This window comes from Chryseobacterium sp. KLBC 52 (genome assembly GCF_003347605.1).
GTDB lineage: Bacteria > Bacteroidota > Bacteroidia > Flavobacteriales > Weeksellaceae > Chryseobacterium.
The window spans coordinates 110,348-126,730 of record NZ_QDFZ01000009.1; the positions used below are offsets into that span (position 1 = coordinate 110,348).

A 16,383-nucleotide genomic window follows, 5' to 3' on the forward strand; every position below is an offset into this window, starting at 1 on the left:
TTTTAAGAAATGAGTGTTTTAATTATTGTTTTCCTAACGGCAGTTATTGCGTTATTTTCAGGAGTTTTTGAACAAGGAAAATTCGCAAGATACATTGGGATTTTGGGATTAATCATTGCATTGTACGTAAGTTTTATGCCGGAATGTTCGTTCTTCGATCATTACAAGCATATGTATGAGTACAGTGACAATACCGCATTATTCACTAAAATATCAATCGTAACAACTTTATTATTATTCTTCCTGGGCGGTTTTGCGTTCAGCAACCACAGAAGCCACCAGTCGGAATTATATGCATTGATGCTATTTGCATTGTGTGGAGGGATCATCCTTTTCGGATACCAGAACCTGGTAACGATGTTCTTAGGAGTTGAGATCCTTTCTATTCCATTATATGTAATGGCTGGAGCGAACAAAACTGATCTAAGATCCAACGAAGCTTCTATTAAATATTTCCTTATGGGTGCATTCGCAACAGGTTTCTTACTGTTTGGTATTGCGTTCATCTACGGAAGTGCAGGAAGTTTTGATCTTTACAAGATTCATGATTTTGGAGTAGCTAATTCAGGGAATGTAATGTTCATCTTAGGAGTATTACTGATTCTTTGTGCATTGGCGTTCAAAGTAGCTTTGGCACCTTTCCACATGTGGAGCCCTGATGTATATGCAGGTTCTCCTTCATTAATCACAGCTTTCATGGCAAGTGTAGTAAAAATTTCCGGATTCTTTGCGCTCTTCAGATTGATGACGCTTGGTTTCGCTGGGGTAACTCACGAGTGGATTAATGTTTTAGGTGTATTCTTAATCATTACTTTACTTTTGGCAAACGTTATGGGTCTTGCTCAGACAAATGCAAAAAGAATGCTGGCATACTCTTCAGTATCTCACGCAGGATATATCGGATTGGTATTCTTCGGAATGACAAGCCTTTCTACGTATAACCTTGCCTTCTATCTGTTTGCTTATTCTTTATCTACAGTAGGAGTTTTCATGTGCCTGATCTGGGTAGAGAAATTAAAGAGAGAAACGTCTTTCGGAGCCTTCAAAGGATTGGCAAAAACTGAACCTTTATTAGCAACAGCTGCAACAATCTCTATGCTTTCAATGGCAGGAGTTCCGTTAACAGCTGGTTTCATGGGGAAATTTGCTTTATTCTCCCAGGCTATGAACGGTGCAGCTTTCTTAGTATTGGTAGCTGTGTTAGGTTCTGCCCTATCTATTGCTTACTATTTAAGACTGATCATTGCGATGTTCTTCTTTAAAGAATCAACATTCAAATCATCAGAAAAAGTAACCCTTACTTACAATATCATTGGAGTAGTTGTTATTGCTTTGATCAGTATCCTTGGAGTTTTCCCGGATCTATTTGCAAGAATGTTCGGATTGTAAAATCAGAACTCTACAATATAAAAAGCACAACTTCTCAGTTGTGCTTTTTTATTATCTTATTTAAATAATTAATATCTTACCCAAAAAATTACAATTTTTGTTTATCAGTAAATCTATAATCTGTCTTTATAAAAAACAGTAAGGAATTATAAAATACCTTGCAGAGTTTCCCAAAGCACCTGCAAATTATGTACAATAAAATAAAAATTCCACACGATCAATATTCTCCTTTTTTCATAACTTTACTTTAAATTTTTCAGCTCTTGGCTAATCTCTATAAAAAAGACTCTCCCTTTCAGGTTTATATATCATTCAAAAAATATTTGGATGTTCTGGAACATATCCGATATAATGACAGATTGGAATACAGGGTCAATTATGCGGAGTCTTTACTAGAGAGCACCAGAAATTTTAAAGATCTTAGAGAGGGATTTCAGGACACGACCCTTCTTGAAAAACATGAAGACCTCATCAGACTGCTTCTTGCTGATCTTTTCCCAACGGGTCTTACCAAAAACGAAATAAAAGCAGCAAGTATTCCGCTTTCCAATATTACTTTCAACTATACCGAAAGGTTTAAAGATATTCTGAAAGATGCAGGAAAAGACTTCGAAATAGAACTCAGAAATATTTCAGATAATGAATTTTATGTATTCTGCTGTTGTCTGATTCTTCAGAGCTACTTCAAAAAAGATATTAAAAGTACCATTCCGTTTTATTATGATATTCCCAACAAACAGGGAATCATGAAACATTATAAAATTACGGTCAATTCAGATTTTACCGAAATAACGCCTACAGAAGAAGCCAGAATTCCATCTGATGACGTTCTGGATATGCTTCTGGAAAATCTTGATGACTTTAAGCTTTGGAAGAAATATTTCCCATCTCAATCCTGGATATTGAAAGGATTTACCATTATTTCACTGGTAGACTGCACCTCTGAAGTTGCCCTTTCTGATCTGAAATCAAGCATGATTGAAATTGATCCGGAAAATATGAATCCCAACGAAAATCTTACGGAAATTTTCAAATCTTATTTTGATGTTCCGGAACTCAGTTTCGGGTTAATGACATTCAATAAAAAGGAACAGAAACTGGATAAGCTCCCGATCTATGAGAGTCTTCTTACCAACCATATCCTGGATTTCTGGATCAATGCATTTGATGAAGAAACGCGTAAGAGTACTTTTAATAATTTAAATCACAATTCAAAACCTGTAGTCGTTTCCAATGTAAATAACCTGGAAGAAAATGTCAAGCTGCTTCCTTCCTTCAGTATTTTAAAGGATAATAATGTGAACAGTTTCATGGTAATTCCTATCATGAAAGATGGTGAACTCCTTGCGATCATGGAATTCACCTCTCCTATTGCCGGAAGTTTCAATGGTTTAAAACTTAAAAAACTGGAGTTTTTCACCGATATGGTTCTTTTTTCTCTGAACAGATTTTACTTTGAGAAAAATTACCAGATTGAAGCTATTATCCAGCGTGAATATACAACCATCCACGACAGTGTGGTCTGGAAATTCAGAAATGAAGCTGAGAAATATTTTACGGCATCGCTGGGAAAAAAAATATATACCTTAAAGCAGATTGCATTCAAAAATCTGACTCCTTTGTTTGGGGTTTCAGATATCCGTTCTTCTTCTGAAAAACGTTTTAATCTGATGCTGCAGGATCTTAATCAACAAATTGAATGGCTGAATGAAGTTTTGACACTCACCAATTCCGATTCGGAAAAATTTGTACTGGCACTGGATGTTTTTGAGAATGAGATCAACAACGAGATCAAAGCAGATACGGAACAACGTTTTCAGAGATTATTAAGGGAAGAAATCCATCCTTTTTTACAGGGAAAACTGGAAGTAAGAACATCCAGAGAAATAAAGACAAAAATTAAAGATTATTTCTCACACATCTATACATCTACGGATCTGTTTTATCACCACCGGAAAAACCTTGATGATTCTATCACTCTGGTCAACCGAAAACTGGCAGATATGCTGGACGAAAGCCAGGTAAAAGCACAGGAAATTTTTCCGCATTATTATGAAAGGTTTAAATCTGACGGTGTGGAACATAATCTTTATAGTGGTTCTACCATAGCTCCTGACCTGCACTATACTTCGAAAGTAGTTCACAAACTGAGATACTGGCAGCTGAAAACCATCTGTAAAATGGAACTTGAATTTCAGTCGTTCAAAAAGTATCTTCCGGTACCACTTGATATTGCTTCACTGATTTTTGTCTATAATGAAAAAATAGACATCCGTTTCAGAATGGATGAAAAACGCTTTGATGTAGACGGAGCTTACAATTCCTATTACGAGATTATCAAAAAGCGTCTGGATAAAGCCCACGTAAAAGATTCTTCAGAACGCATTACTGCTCCCGGAAAAATTACCATCGTTTATTTCGGCATGGAAAACCAAAAGGAATATCTGGATTATATTTCTAAACTCCAGAAAAAAGGAGTTTTACAAAATGACGTAGAATTTTTAAGAGTAGAAGATCTTCAGGGAATTACAGGATTGCTGGCGCTGAGGGTATCTTTTACACTTCCGGAGGAATAGAAAACTAATCCACAAAATAAGTATCCGGTTTCTTCAACTCCCCTTGTGGAATTCCTGCCTGCTCAAAAATAGAAAACTCAATGGTACGGCAGATGCTGTTCAATGCAAGGTCATTTTCTTCTTCACCAAAAGGTTCACCAATCTCCTGAATAATGGCATCAAGGGCAATAAAGGTATAGCTGATCAACAAAACGATCAAAGGCATCATCCAGCCTAAAGAATCTACCAATCCAAATGGAAGCCAGAAACAATAGAGATAAACAGTACGATGCAGCAAAACACTGTAAGCAAAGGGTAATGGTGTATTGTAAATTCTCTCACAGCCTCCGGAAATATTAGAAAACTGGTTCAGCTGATGATCCATCGAAGTCATGACAATGGTATCTATATTTCCTTTTTTATTCTGTTCGTTGAGCCAATCTGCAATAAATCCAAGAATAATATTGGGAATAAATTTCTTATTCTTCACCTGTTCTAATTGTTCAGATGAAAGCAGTCTCTCAAGATGTTCTGTACCAGATTTATCTCTTAATTGAAAATTCAGTGACCAGGAAAATGCAGAGATCAGCTTGATGATTCTCTCTTTTTCCTCTTTAGCTTGAGGAGAAGAATCATTCACTAAGGATAAAATCTGTCTTGTGAGAGATCTGGTCTCAATGACAAGTAATCCCCACAGTTTCCGTCCTTCCCAGAAACGGTCATAACTTGCAGAATTACAGAAACCCATAAAAATAGCGAGCGCCAATCCTATCAATGTAAAGATGGTAGGATTAAGATGTACTTTATAGTCAAAGATTTTTCCTTTGAAAAAATAGATAGCTAAGGAAAACAGCGTGATAATGGAAAGCTGAACAACAATTTTCTTTAATACGGATCCTCTCCATATAAATAACATTTTCAGCCAATTGGTACGCTGTCTGACAATCATTTGTGTGTATGTTTATTAATTAAAGACTAAGAAAAGCCACTCCGAAAGATAAAACGGAAATAATAATTCCAGCCATAAAGATCTTATAGGTAATGGATAAAAGCTTATACTTCCTGTTAAGAACTTTTCCCAGATAATACAGGTCCTTCACCATAGAATCATAGATATAATCTCTGTCTTTAATAAGGTCTTTCATCGCATTGTTATAATCGTCAAACAACATCTGCTGAAAGTTCCCAAAGAACAGCAGGTTTACTTTTCTGTTGGTAATATCTTCAGAAGTAAATGTTGATTTGGTGACATTCGGTTTGGTGGACAGAATCGCAAATATAATCGTCAGTACACTAGACAGCAATAATATGAAACTTGGAAGAATTAAATGTGAATTTTTTGGAGCATCCAGCTTCGGAACCAATACAGAAAGACATACCGAGATAATAATGGCATTTACCGATAAAAGAATATTGGCTTTACTGTCTGCAATGTCACTTAATCTTGTATGATTGTTCAGTGTAACTCTGAATAGGGTATCTACACTTCTGTCTGATTTTTCCTTTTCTTTTTTACCTTCCGAAACCTCCTTTTTACTTTCTTTTTTCTCCTCTTCTTTTTCCAGCTTCTTTTCGATCTTTTTGATGTTTTTCTTTTTCAGAGGTTCCCAGTTTTCCTTGGCATAATCCGTATAAAAAGTATGCTTATTTTTCAGCATATCCAGATTTCCGGCATTCCATTCTTCATTGGAAAAGCATCTTACATTGGTAAGTTCCCATTCTTTTCTTAAAGCATCGGAAATATCACTGTAATCATGGCCTGCAAAATGGCTGAAATCGGCATCCTTTACAATTTTTTCCAATAGATTCTGAGGTTCGTAATGTATTTTAGTGGCAAGAATCAGTTTTTCAACATCTGCAATATAGTTTTCAGGATAATTTTCCTGTTGTAAAAAGGCTTTCATCACCTCCACACTTCTTTCCTCATGGTTCAGGGCACATTCTATATACCCCGTATCATGAAACCATAATGCTACGAGTACCTTCTCCTGATCCTCCTCAGAAACAGGGGTATTTTTCATGATTTCCTCAGCCTTATTCACTGTATAGGCAGTATGGATAAAATTATGATAAAAATATACTGAAGATAACTTATCTTTGAATAAGATTTCAACATAATTTTTAGCTTTTTGTAAAATGCTCATCCCTGAAATTTTGTTAATGTAAATTTATGAATTTATCCTTTAAAACTCATCTAAAAAATACTTCTATTGTTCTTAGAACAGTAATGTCCGCAGGAGTCCTTTATTCCTGTGCTACCTATAACGTGCAAAAGGGCGAAAACTTATATGAAGTAAAAGATTCCGAAATAAAATCCGATAATGATTTTAAACTTTTTCTGGTTGGAGATGCAGGAAACTCAGATGAACCTCAGGCACAAAAAACTCTGAATTTACTGAAAAGTAAACTGGATTCTGCAGATAGCAATTCTATGCTGATCTTTTTGGGCGACAATATCTATCCCAATGGGATGCCTAAAGAAACAGATAAAGATTACGCCACAGCAAAGCAGAAACTGGAAAATCAGCTTTCCATAACCAAAAATTTCAAAGGGAAAACACTTGTAATTCCGGGCAACCATGATTGGTATAACGGATTGGAAGGGTTGAATAACCAGGAAGCACTGGTTAAAAAATATCTTGATGATAAAAAAGCTTTCTTACCAAAAAACGGCTGTCCTATTGATGATATCAATGTTTCCAAAGATATCAAACTTATTGCCATCGATACAGAATGGGTGATTGCCAACTGGGACAATTATCCCGGAATCAACAAAAACTGCAATATCAAAACCCGTGAAGATTTTTTCACAGAATTTAAAGATCTGATCATTAAAAATCAGGGAAAAAAAATAATTGTTGCCCTACATCATCCCATCATCAGCAGTGGAACTCATGCAGGTTTTAATTCTGCAAAATCCCATCTCTTTCCTTTAAAGAGTAAAGTTCCTGTTCCTGTGGTGGCAAGTGTAATCAATATATTGAGAAGTTCCTCAGGAGCCAGTCCTGAAGATATCAATAATCAGCATTATGCAGATCTGGCCAACCGACTGAAAAGTATTGTTCAGGATAAAGAAAACATTATTTTCGTATCCGGCCATGACCATAACCTGCAATATCATGAAGATGGAAACTTAAGACAGATCATCAGTGGTGCAGGTTCTAAAACAGATCCCTCTACCATTGTAGAAAAAACAGACTTTTCCTACGGAGGCAGTGGTTTTGCGGTTTTAAATTTCAGAAAAGATGAAAGTACAGATGTTGAGTATTTTTCAACCAAAGATGCCCAGCTTCAAAAGCTTACTCATATTTCTGTGATTTCCAAACCGGATGTATTTATCAATAATTTCCCCAATTCTTTTCCTGCCACATTTTCTTCCACCATTTACCCGGTAGCGCTTACTGAAAAAAGAAAGTTTTACCGTTGGCTTTGGGGAGATCATTACAGAAGATATTATGGAATTCCTATTGAGGCTCCAACCGCTAATCTTTCAGAATTGAACGGAGGATATATTCCTTTCCGGGAAGGTGGAGGAAACCAATCCAACAGTTTACGGTTGAAATCTGCAGACGGACAGGAATTCGTCATGCGTGGAGTGAAAAAAAGTGCCATCCGTTTTCTGAATAATATGGCTTTCCAGAAAAGCACATTGGGAGAAGAGCTTGCAGATACATTCCCAGAAAAATTTTTACTTGATTTTTATACGACCAATCATCCGTTTACCCCATTTACTATTGGAAATATGTCAGAAAAGCTGGGTATTTTTCATAGTAATCCGAAACTGTATTATATTCCCAAGCAGCAGGCTTTGGGAAGATATAACGAAAACTACGGGGATGAAATGTATATGATTGAGGAACGTTTTTCTTCCGATCCCAAAACATTAGCTTATCTTGACCATGCAAAAGACATCGTTTCCACCGATGATGTCCTTAAAAACCTTGGTAAAAGTGATAAATATTCTGTAGACAGGGAATCCTATATCAGAGCAAGATTATTTGATATGCTTATCGGTGACTGGGACAGACATTCCGACCAGTGGAAATGGGCGCAATACGAAGAGGGTGATAAAGTGATCTATAAACCCATTCCAAAAGACAGGGATCAGGCATTCAGTAAATATGACGGGGCGGCCTTTAAAATCATTATGAATGTTCCTGCCATCCGTCATATGAAAACCTTTACAGAAGATATCAGCAGTGTAAAATGGCTCGCTATGGAACCTTATCCGATGGATCTTGTATTCTTAAAAGGTGCAGACCAGAATGAATGGGAAACCCAGGCCAAATATATTCAGGAACATCTTACGGATGCGGATATTGATGAAGCATTCCACAATCTTCCTAAAGAAGTGCAGGATGACACCATTGCTAAAATTCAGAGAAAACTGAAAACAAGAAAAACCAAACTTCAGAGCTATGCAGCACAGTATTATGATGTACTGCAGAAAAAAGTTCCTTTGGCAGGAACGGTACATCCTGATAAGTTTATCATCACCAAAAACGGACATTCCGTACTGGTACAGCAATATTATCTGGGTAAAAACAAAGATCAGAATGAGCTGGTTTTTGAAAAAACTTATCACGATTCTAAAACAAAAGAATTATGGATCTACGGACTGGAAGATGATGACACCTATGTAGTGACAGGAAGCGGAAATCCGAAAATGACGATCCGACTGATTGGCGGATATAACCATGACACCTACAACGTTGCAGATGGAAGAAAAGTGAAAATCTACGATTTTAAATCTCAGAAAAACACTTACAATTCCGGAAATGCAACCAAAAACATTACGGATGATTATGACATCAACAGCTATAATTATAAGCATCCTAAATATAATTCTGTTGCAGGATATCCCAACCTGGATTACAATCCGGATGACGGGGTGATTGTAGGCGTTCTGGCCAATTACACGGTGAATAATTTTATCCGTGACCCATTTACTCAAAGACACAGTTTAAAAGCTAATTTTTATACGGCTACAGCAGGATTTAGCCTGACGTACAAAGGTGTATTTAAAAAAGCAATCTCAGGTTGGGATATCAACCTTGATGCATTTTATACAACACCAAGATTCTCTCAAAACTTCTTTGGACTTTCCAATGAAAGTGAATATGACAAAGAAGATACAGAAAGAGAATACAACAGAGCCAGAATTTCCAAATTCAACTTTGCTCCATCCATCTCTCAAAAGAGCTGGATGAACCTAAGCCACCAGTTTCAACTGACTTTTGAAGATAATAAAGTACAAAGAAAGGCTGACCGTTTCATCAACCAGTCACCGGATGTGAGACCTGGCGTATTCAACAGCCAGCAGTTTGTAGGAGCCAATTATACCTTTGGCTATAAAAATGCGGATAATACAGCCTTCCCTACTCTTGGACTGGAATTTATGCTGAATGCTGACTGGAAGGCAACCCTTTCCGATTTTAATAAGAATTTCGTGACCATAAAAGGAAAGTTGGCTATTGATCACAGGATTGATAAAAAAGGGAAATTTGTATTCGCCAATTCCAGCAATGTGATGTGGATTAATAACAATAATTTTGAATTTTATCAGGCTGCAGCTATCGGAGGTAATAATGGAATGAGGGCCTTCAGAAACGAGAGATTCTCAGGAAGATCCTATTTTACCAATAACTCGGAAATCCGATGGGATTTTGGAAGAGTAAGAAATAATATTGTTCCTGCCAATATGGGGATTCTTATCGGATATGATACCGGCCGTGTCTGGAATGACCATGAAAATTCCAGAAAATGGCATCAGTCTGTGGGTGCAGGAGTATGGCTGAGCATTGTGGAAATGATGTCTGCAAGATTGAATTATTTCTATGGTTCAGATGGCGGAAGAATTTCTGCCGGAGTGGGAATGAAATTTTAAAGTTTCTACAGGAAAAAGTTGATGATCACTCTTATAACGATCACCTCAAATCAATTTTTGTAAAATGTAATAATTAAAATTTTATCCTTACATTTTTGACTGATACGACAAATATGGCTTTTAATTAAAAGCCATATTTTCAATGCTGTAAGTACAGATATCTTTCTTATATTCCCAAAATTCAGGTTAACAAATTAAATTTATTTGAATTTCAGTGCAACGTAATTTGATGATTTATCCATTCATTACAAAAAGAAAACCTAAAGATCTGATTTTATCGGCCATAAGAAAAAATCTCAGGAAAGTAGATAAATATCTACAAGAAATTAAAAAAATCACAAAATAGTGATATTTAAAAAAAATAATTAATCCACATGATTATTTCACGTATTATTGACATAGAAAAACCCTTCTCTCACTCAATAGTATTCACTTTTTTACAAATTACGGGTTATAAAAAAAAAATAATTTTGTTATCAAAAATAACAATAGATCAATCCGATGAAAAAAAGATTATGGATGACATTCTTTCTAATCATGTCATTTTTAGCCAATGCTCAAATAGGAATATTAACCTCTACTCCACAGAGAACACTGCACGTTAATGGTTCATTACAGCTGGTAAAAGAATTCAATGTAGGAGGGTCTGAAAATGTTCAGGGTACTGCAGGAAAGGAGGGAGAGTTTTTAAGTTCCAACGGGGCCGGAACATCACCTGTATGGAGAACTGTAGAATCGCAAAATTTTTTAAAGATTGTTTTTACAGGGCAGAAAACAAATATCTCACCCAGCACAGGCAGTTATACAGGGAGCAGCAGCGCAACAGACTATGACGGACCATCCAGAAATTATGTCTATAATATCGTCAATAAGATAGATAATAATTATGTTTCCTATGATGCCAATACAGGGATATTCACAGTTAACAGGACCGGATATTATAACATTTCAACTTACTTTTCTTATAACTTAAGCTTGAATGGAACTAATCAGACTGCGGGGACAGCAATCTCAAGACTTCAGAGAAGTTCAGATATGAGTGATTATATTTCGGCAGTGTCTACTGGACACGGAGAAAGAACAGAAAATATATATCATCAGCTGACAGGTATAAAGCTTCTCAATTCCGGAGAAACCTTTTCTCTGAGATCCGTTTATACTCAGAACTTCAGATTAACCTCAGGCAATATCAGCATTTCTTATCTGCTTCCTTAGAATTGAAGCCCTGCAGTTTTACTGAACGCCTCAGATTCTTCACAGGTCATACTATTGAAAACAGAAATACTTTACACGATCAACAACAAAATACTTAATCTAATGAAAAAAAAATTATTACTGACATCGTTCCTAATCATGTCATTCGTAGCCAATGCGCAAGTGGGAATACTAACACCAACTCCGCAGAGAACATTGCATGTTAACGGCTCACTGCAGCTGGTAAAAGAATTAAACGTTGGAGGTTCTGAAAGTGTACAGGGTACCGCAGGTAAAGACGGCGAATTTTTAAGTTCCAACGGCGCCGGTACAGCTCCTACTTGGAGAAGTATAGAATCTCAGAATTTTTTAAAAGTAGTTTTTGTAGCGAATAAGGATAATATATCACCCAGTTCCGGCAGCTATACAGGAAGCCACCTAACCGGAACTTTTGAAAACTTTTCTAAAAATTTCATCTATAATATTGTTAACAAAATAGATAATAATTTTATTTCCTATGATGCAAACACTGGGATATTTACGGTCAATAAAGCAGGTTTCTATAATGTAGCAACCTACTTTACATATGATTTAAACCTCAACGGAACCAATCAGACAGAAGGAACAGCAACATCACAACTTCAGAGAGAGGCTGATACCCAAAACTTAGTTTCAGCAATATCAACAGGACATGGAGAGAGAACAAACTATGTATATCATCAGCTTACAGGCATACAATCTTTTGCTGCCGGAGAAACTTTCAGGCTCAGATGTATATACACTCAGGATTTCAGATTATCAAAAGGTAATATCAGTATCTCCTATCTTACACAGTAAACAATGCAAGCGTCATCATTTCCATAACATTCATCCATTTTAAAACCCTACAGATTCCTCTGTAGGGTTTATTTTATCTGCTATTGCAATGGAAAATATAATAATACCTGGCCATTATTATCGTAATTGTAGGTCCATTTTGATTTGGATATGCCTGGCTGCGGAGGTACACCGGTATCAGGATAATCAGCATATTCAGTCACTGATTCCTTAGCTCTGAAATTATTTTTTGATAAACTCTTTTCATAAAAATCATCATTAATCAAAAATAATTTTTTAAATGGATTTTTAGCATTGTCAAAATCTGAATACAACGTAGTGGTGAACTGCTTGTCCTTACCACTCGTCTTTTCTAATGTTTCACTTTTAGAGAGATTACTATTTGCATCAAAGTAATATGTTGTAAAAAATTCCTGATAACCAAGTTTAGTATATACACTTACCGTATTGGATCCATAGGTATAAGTTCTTGTCATCTCAAGTTCGGCAATAGTTCCATTCTTATAATACTTTTCAGCCTTAGCAGGTCTGTTGTGTTCCATCAGGTAAGAAGTCGTTCTATATCCGGAAGTCATTTCCGGTTCAAGATAATCTACTTGTACCTTATTGTTTGTATAACTTAACTGAGTAATTACATCAGGATAAAAAAATTGAGAATTTCCGGTTACGAAATAGTTTCTTCCAAGCATTTTCTGTAAACGTCCATTTTCGTAGAAAAACCGATAGTATTTATCTGGACTCATTAATGCTGTGCGCTGATCCATCAGAAAAATATACCCTTTATCAGGTTGTAAATCTTCAGTTTGATTTTCATTTACAGTTATAAACTCATCATTAGTACTACTGCAAGAGGATAACCCTAGTACCAATAAGATATAAAATATTTTCTTCATAGTTATTTAATCAGCTGCAAAGATAAAGGTTATAGTGAAAAACTATACACATTTCCCCCTTCATCTTTCCCTTTCTCATCTGCTATCATTAATGTTTTATCATCAAAGAATACCAGAGCTTCCTTCTGGGAATTATGATTCAAAGGAATTTTTTGAATTTTAGCAGTACTGAAATTATCTGCAGTAAACCCACTCAGAACATGAACATTTTTATGGGTAAGCAACACGATTTTATCTTTTGTACTGTTGATACTCGCAGAGGTAATAGCAGCATCATTATACCCTCCATCAAGCTTTAATTTTCCTATAAGCTTCGCTTCAAAATCACCCTCCTTATTCGGTACCTGGAATACAAGGAAAGTTCCGTCAAAACCTTTGCTTCTGTTTTTGGTGAATAAGTAAAAATTTCCGTCCATTTCAACAAAAGCTTCACAGTCATACAACAGATTTGATTTTTTTGGAGGGAACTCTGTCTGCCCCTGATAATGGAATTTTGTAGTCTGGGTAACTTTGGTTACAATTTGTTTGGTATCTTTTAAATCTGTTTTTAAGATCGCCAGATCCTGTCTGTTATTGTCATTATTTCCAAAATCTCCGATATAGATATTTCCCTGAGAATCAGATATAATATCTTCCCAGTCTGTATTTTCAGAATTTTCCACCGGTATTTTTGCCAGCATATCGCCTTTATCGCTTAATCCGTATACTGCATTTTTATTTCCCCTGTCTTCTATCACCCAGATGGTTTTCTTATCTTGCGACAAAGTAATTCCGGAAACTTCCTTCAACTTTTTCGGTAAGGAAAACTGAACTTTCAATTCATCCTCCTTCGTAGGGGAATTCTGAGCTTTTGGATTGCAGCTGAATAAAAGAAAAGCAGGTAAAATAAGAAAACGTAACATATTTATTTTTTATTTTTTAATTGAATGTAAGAAGCATTAATTGTTCCAATCGGCAACTATGAAAGTTTTTTTGCTTTTTCCCAGAGAACATCCATTTCTTCCAGAGACATATCTGCCAGTTTTAAATCCTGCTCCTCGGCAAGACCTTCCATCTTTTGAAATCTTGAAATAAACTTCAGATTGGTTCTTTCCAACGCAGAATCCGGATTGATTCCTGAAATCCTTGCATAATTTATCAAAGAGAAAAATACATCACCCAGCTCCTGCTCTTTTTTATCCAAATCAGTCTCTGCATGAAACTCCTGAATTTCTTCATCTACCTTTTTCCAGGCGTCTTCAGCATCGTGAAACTCAAAACCGATTCCTTTTACCTTATCCTGAATTCTGTAGGCTTTCACCAAACTCGGCAGACTTTTCGGAACTCCACCCAAAATAGATTTATTTCCTTCTTTTAATTTTAATTTTTCCCAGTTCTGCTTCACTTCTTCTTCATCCTTCACTTCCGTATCTCCATAGATATGAGGATGACGAAAGATCAGCTTTTCATTCAGGGAGTTGATAACATCTGCAATGTCAAAGCTTTCTTTTTCCGAACCTATTTTAGCATAAAAAACCAGATGAAGCAGGACATCGCCCAACTCTTTCTTTATTTCCTGTAAATCATTCTGCAAAATGGCATCTGAAAGTTCATAAGTCTCCTCAAGGGTAAGATGGCGAAGGGATTCTAACGTTTGTTTCTGATCCCATGGACATTTTTCACGCAAATCATCCATAATATCCAGTAATCTTCCAAAGGCCTCCAGTTTCTCTTGTTTCGTATTCATAGTTTGAAAATTCAATCTCATACAAATGTAAGGGATATTCGGACATCATTACAAACGTTGGAAGTAAAAGTTGCGGCATGCAGAATTCGGATATTGGATATGTAAACCTAACAGGTTTTCGAAACCTGTCAGGTTTGGAATATTAGCGCGCCAATATCTTTTGTTTTAAAAAATAAAAAACCTTGTCCGGAAATTCCAGACAAGGCTTTGTATTTTTAATTCAAAAATGAATTATCCTTGTTTTCTGTGTGTACTTTTTGGAGCTGATTTAGCAGCGGAAGTAGCTTTTACTTTTGGAGCTGCTGGCTTTTCTGCTTTTGGAGCTGCTTTTTTAGTTTCTTTTTCAATGCTTACTTCCTCAGCTGGCTCACCTTCTAAAGTTTCAGGCTCCGCTTTTACAAAGCTATCAGGAGTGATATATCCTGCTTTCTGAAGGATATTATACCACTGAGCCAATTTTTTGATATCAGAAGAATATACTCTTTCTGTATCATAGTTAGGAAGAGATGCCAACATGAAATCTTTCAGATCTGCATCAGAAGATTTATGAGAGATTGTTTCCTTATAATCGTTGTTTTTAGCAATATTTTCAAATACTTCAAACAAAGGAACTTCTTTCTCAAATGTAAACATGGCAATATTATCCAATAAACTTACCTGGCTTGAGTTTCCAATGCTTACTTTTTTCTTGTTGGTAACATCTTCAATGATGAATCCGTTTCTTAATTGAGAAACTAATTTGAAAAGTCCTGGTTTTCCAGAAATTGAAATTATTTTTTCTAACAGCATAATTTTATTTTTTGTAAATTCTGCAATCAGCACTAGCTTTTTGCTTTTTATTATTCGTTTTAATCCTTATTTAATTACTTTGGAAATCTCATTTTGTAACCGATGTTTACGTCACCCTGAGAGATTTTAGTCAGCTTACCTTTTACCAGTTTCTTCTTCAGAGCACTCAGGTGGTCGGTAAACAGAATCCCTTCAATGTGGTCATATTCATGCTGAATTACGCGGGCTCTAATATCGGAAAAAGTTTCTGTATGTTTCACAAAATTTTCGTCATAATATTCAATAACGATTGTTCCTTTTCTTTTCACATCTTCTCTTACATCCGGGATAGAAAGACAACCCTCATTGAACTTCCATTCTTCCCCTGATTCTTCAAGAATCTGAGCGTTGATGAATACTTTTTTGAACTCTGCCAACTCATCTTTAATATCTTCATAGTCCTCATCTTCTGCAAGAGGCGTCACATCTATTACAAACAGACGGATGTCCAAACCAATCTGTGGCGCTGCAAGACCTATGCCATTTGCGCTGTACATGGTTTCGAACATGTTATCTATCAGTTCCTGTAATTCGGGATAGTCTTTGTCTATATCTTTTCCTACTTTTCTCAAAACAGGATCCCCAAAAGCTCTTATCGGTAATATCATCTTAATCTTTGTTCTAAAAAATTCTGCAATATAATTGTTGCACTTACTTTATCTATTAATCCTTTTTCCTGCCTCTTTTTCTTACTTTTTCCACTTTGGGAAATAAAAAATGAAGCCATCTTGGAAGTAAATCTTTCGTCAAAACGGTGAACTGCAATATCCGAAAATTCTTTTTTAAATTCTTCTATGAATTTTAAAATATCGGTTTCCACTTCCGAAACATTTCCTTTCAAATCTATGGGAAGCCCAATCACTACTTCATCCACCTTGTTTTCACTGAAATATTTTTTCAAAAATTCCATTAAAAAACGGTTCTCTACAGTCTCCAGCCCACTGGCTATAATCTGCATATCATCGGTTGCTGCGATGCCACAACGAGCCTTTCCGTAGTCTATTGCAAGGATTTGTCCCATAAGTTTGCAAATTTAGTAAAATTTACTGATTTTATTCATAACGCAGTTTTTTT

At 35.9% G+C, this 16,383-nt stretch carries 13 protein-coding genes; 5 read left to right on the forward strand and 8 right to left on the reverse strand.

What is annotated here, in order from left to right; translation table 11 throughout:
* The first annotated feature begins 9 nt into the window (after window positions 1–9).
* Complete coding sequence (locus DDF69_RS11645) at window positions 10–1,389, forward strand: NADH-quinone oxidoreductase subunit N (RefSeq protein ID WP_114820917.1); 1,380 nt, start codon at window positions 10–12, stop codon at window positions 1,387–1,389.
* Between the two features lie 263 nt (window positions 1,390–1,652).
* On the forward strand, window positions 1,653–3,965 hold the full coding sequence (locus DDF69_RS11650; protein WP_114820918.1) for a GAF domain-containing protein: 2,313 nt from the start codon (window positions 1,653–1,655) through the stop codon (window positions 3,963–3,965).
* A 4-nt stretch (window positions 3,966–3,969) separates the two neighbouring features.
* Here DDF69_RS11650 and DDF69_RS11655 read toward each other — a convergent pair whose 3' ends face one another.
* Both DDF69_RS11655 and DDF69_RS11660 read right to left on the reverse strand, forming a co-directional pair.
* Window positions 3,970–4,893, reverse strand: a complete 924-nt coding sequence (locus tag DDF69_RS11655) for a bestrophin family protein (protein WP_114820919.1) — start codon at window positions 4,891–4,893, stop codon at window positions 3,970–3,972.
* Between the two features lie 19 nt (window positions 4,894–4,912).
* The gene (locus DDF69_RS11660) at window positions 4,913–6,088 is read right to left on the reverse strand and encodes a Pycsar system effector family protein (RefSeq protein WP_114820920.1); all 1,176 of its coding nucleotides are present in this window, start codon (window positions 6,086–6,088) and stop codon (window positions 4,913–4,915) included.
* A 26-nt stretch (window positions 6,089–6,114) separates the two neighbouring features.
* Between DDF69_RS11660 and DDF69_RS11665 the strand changes: the two genes are divergently transcribed.
* The 3 genes from DDF69_RS11665 (at window position 6,115) to DDF69_RS11675 (ending at window position 11,862) form a co-directional block, all read left to right on the forward strand.
* Entirely contained in the window at window positions 6,115–9,831 is a 3,717-nt protein-coding gene (locus DDF69_RS11665) for a metallophosphoesterase (RefSeq protein ID WP_114820921.1), read from the forward strand.
* A gap of 519 nt (window positions 9,832–10,350) precedes the next feature.
* Window positions 10,351–11,046 (forward strand): hypothetical protein, encoded by a 696-nt coding sequence (locus DDF69_RS11670; protein ID WP_162800916.1) that lies wholly within the window; start codon window positions 10,351–10,353, stop codon window positions 11,044–11,046.
* Between the two features lie 102 nt (window positions 11,047–11,148).
* The gene (locus tag DDF69_RS11675) at window positions 11,149–11,862 is read left to right on the forward strand and encodes a hypothetical protein (protein WP_114820923.1); all 714 of its coding nucleotides are present in this window, start codon (window positions 11,149–11,151) and stop codon (window positions 11,860–11,862) included.
* Between the two features lie 80 nt (window positions 11,863–11,942).
* Here the strand turns inward: DDF69_RS11675 and DDF69_RS11680 are convergent, their stop codons facing one another.
* From DDF69_RS11680 to ruvX, 6 genes are all read right to left on the reverse strand, one after another.
* Window positions 11,943–12,755, reverse strand: coding sequence for a hypothetical protein (locus DDF69_RS11680; RefSeq protein WP_114820924.1), 813 nt, complete (start codon window positions 12,753–12,755; stop codon window positions 11,943–11,945).
* 29 nt (window positions 12,756–12,784) lie between these two features.
* Window positions 12,785–13,657: an SdiA-regulated domain-containing protein gene (locus DDF69_RS11685; RefSeq protein WP_114820925.1), complete on the reverse strand. Its 873-nt coding sequence runs from the start codon at window positions 13,655–13,657 to the stop codon at window positions 12,785–12,787.
* A 56-nt stretch (window positions 13,658–13,713) separates the two neighbouring features.
* The gene (gene mazG / locus DDF69_RS11690; protein WP_114820976.1) at window positions 13,714–14,481 is read right to left on the reverse strand and encodes a nucleoside triphosphate pyrophosphohydrolase; all 768 of its coding nucleotides are present in this window, start codon (window positions 14,479–14,481) and stop codon (window positions 13,714–13,716) included.
* A 231-nt stretch (window positions 14,482–14,712) separates the two neighbouring features.
* A complete protein-coding gene (locus DDF69_RS11695; protein ID WP_114820977.1) occupies window positions 14,713–15,270 on the reverse strand; it encodes a DUF5606 domain-containing protein in 558 nt (185 codons plus the stop codon).
* 74 nt (window positions 15,271–15,344) lie between these two features.
* Entirely contained in the window at window positions 15,345–15,917 is a 573-nt protein-coding gene (gene def / locus DDF69_RS11700) for a peptide deformylase (RefSeq protein WP_110009647.1), read from the reverse strand.
* Window positions 15,914–16,330, reverse strand: coding sequence for a Holliday junction resolvase RuvX (gene ruvX, locus DDF69_RS11705; protein WP_114820926.1), 417 nt, complete (start codon window positions 16,328–16,330; stop codon window positions 15,914–15,916). Before ruvX ends, def begins: the two co-directional genes overlap by 4 nt.
* Window positions 16,331–16,383 lie beyond the last annotated feature (53 nt).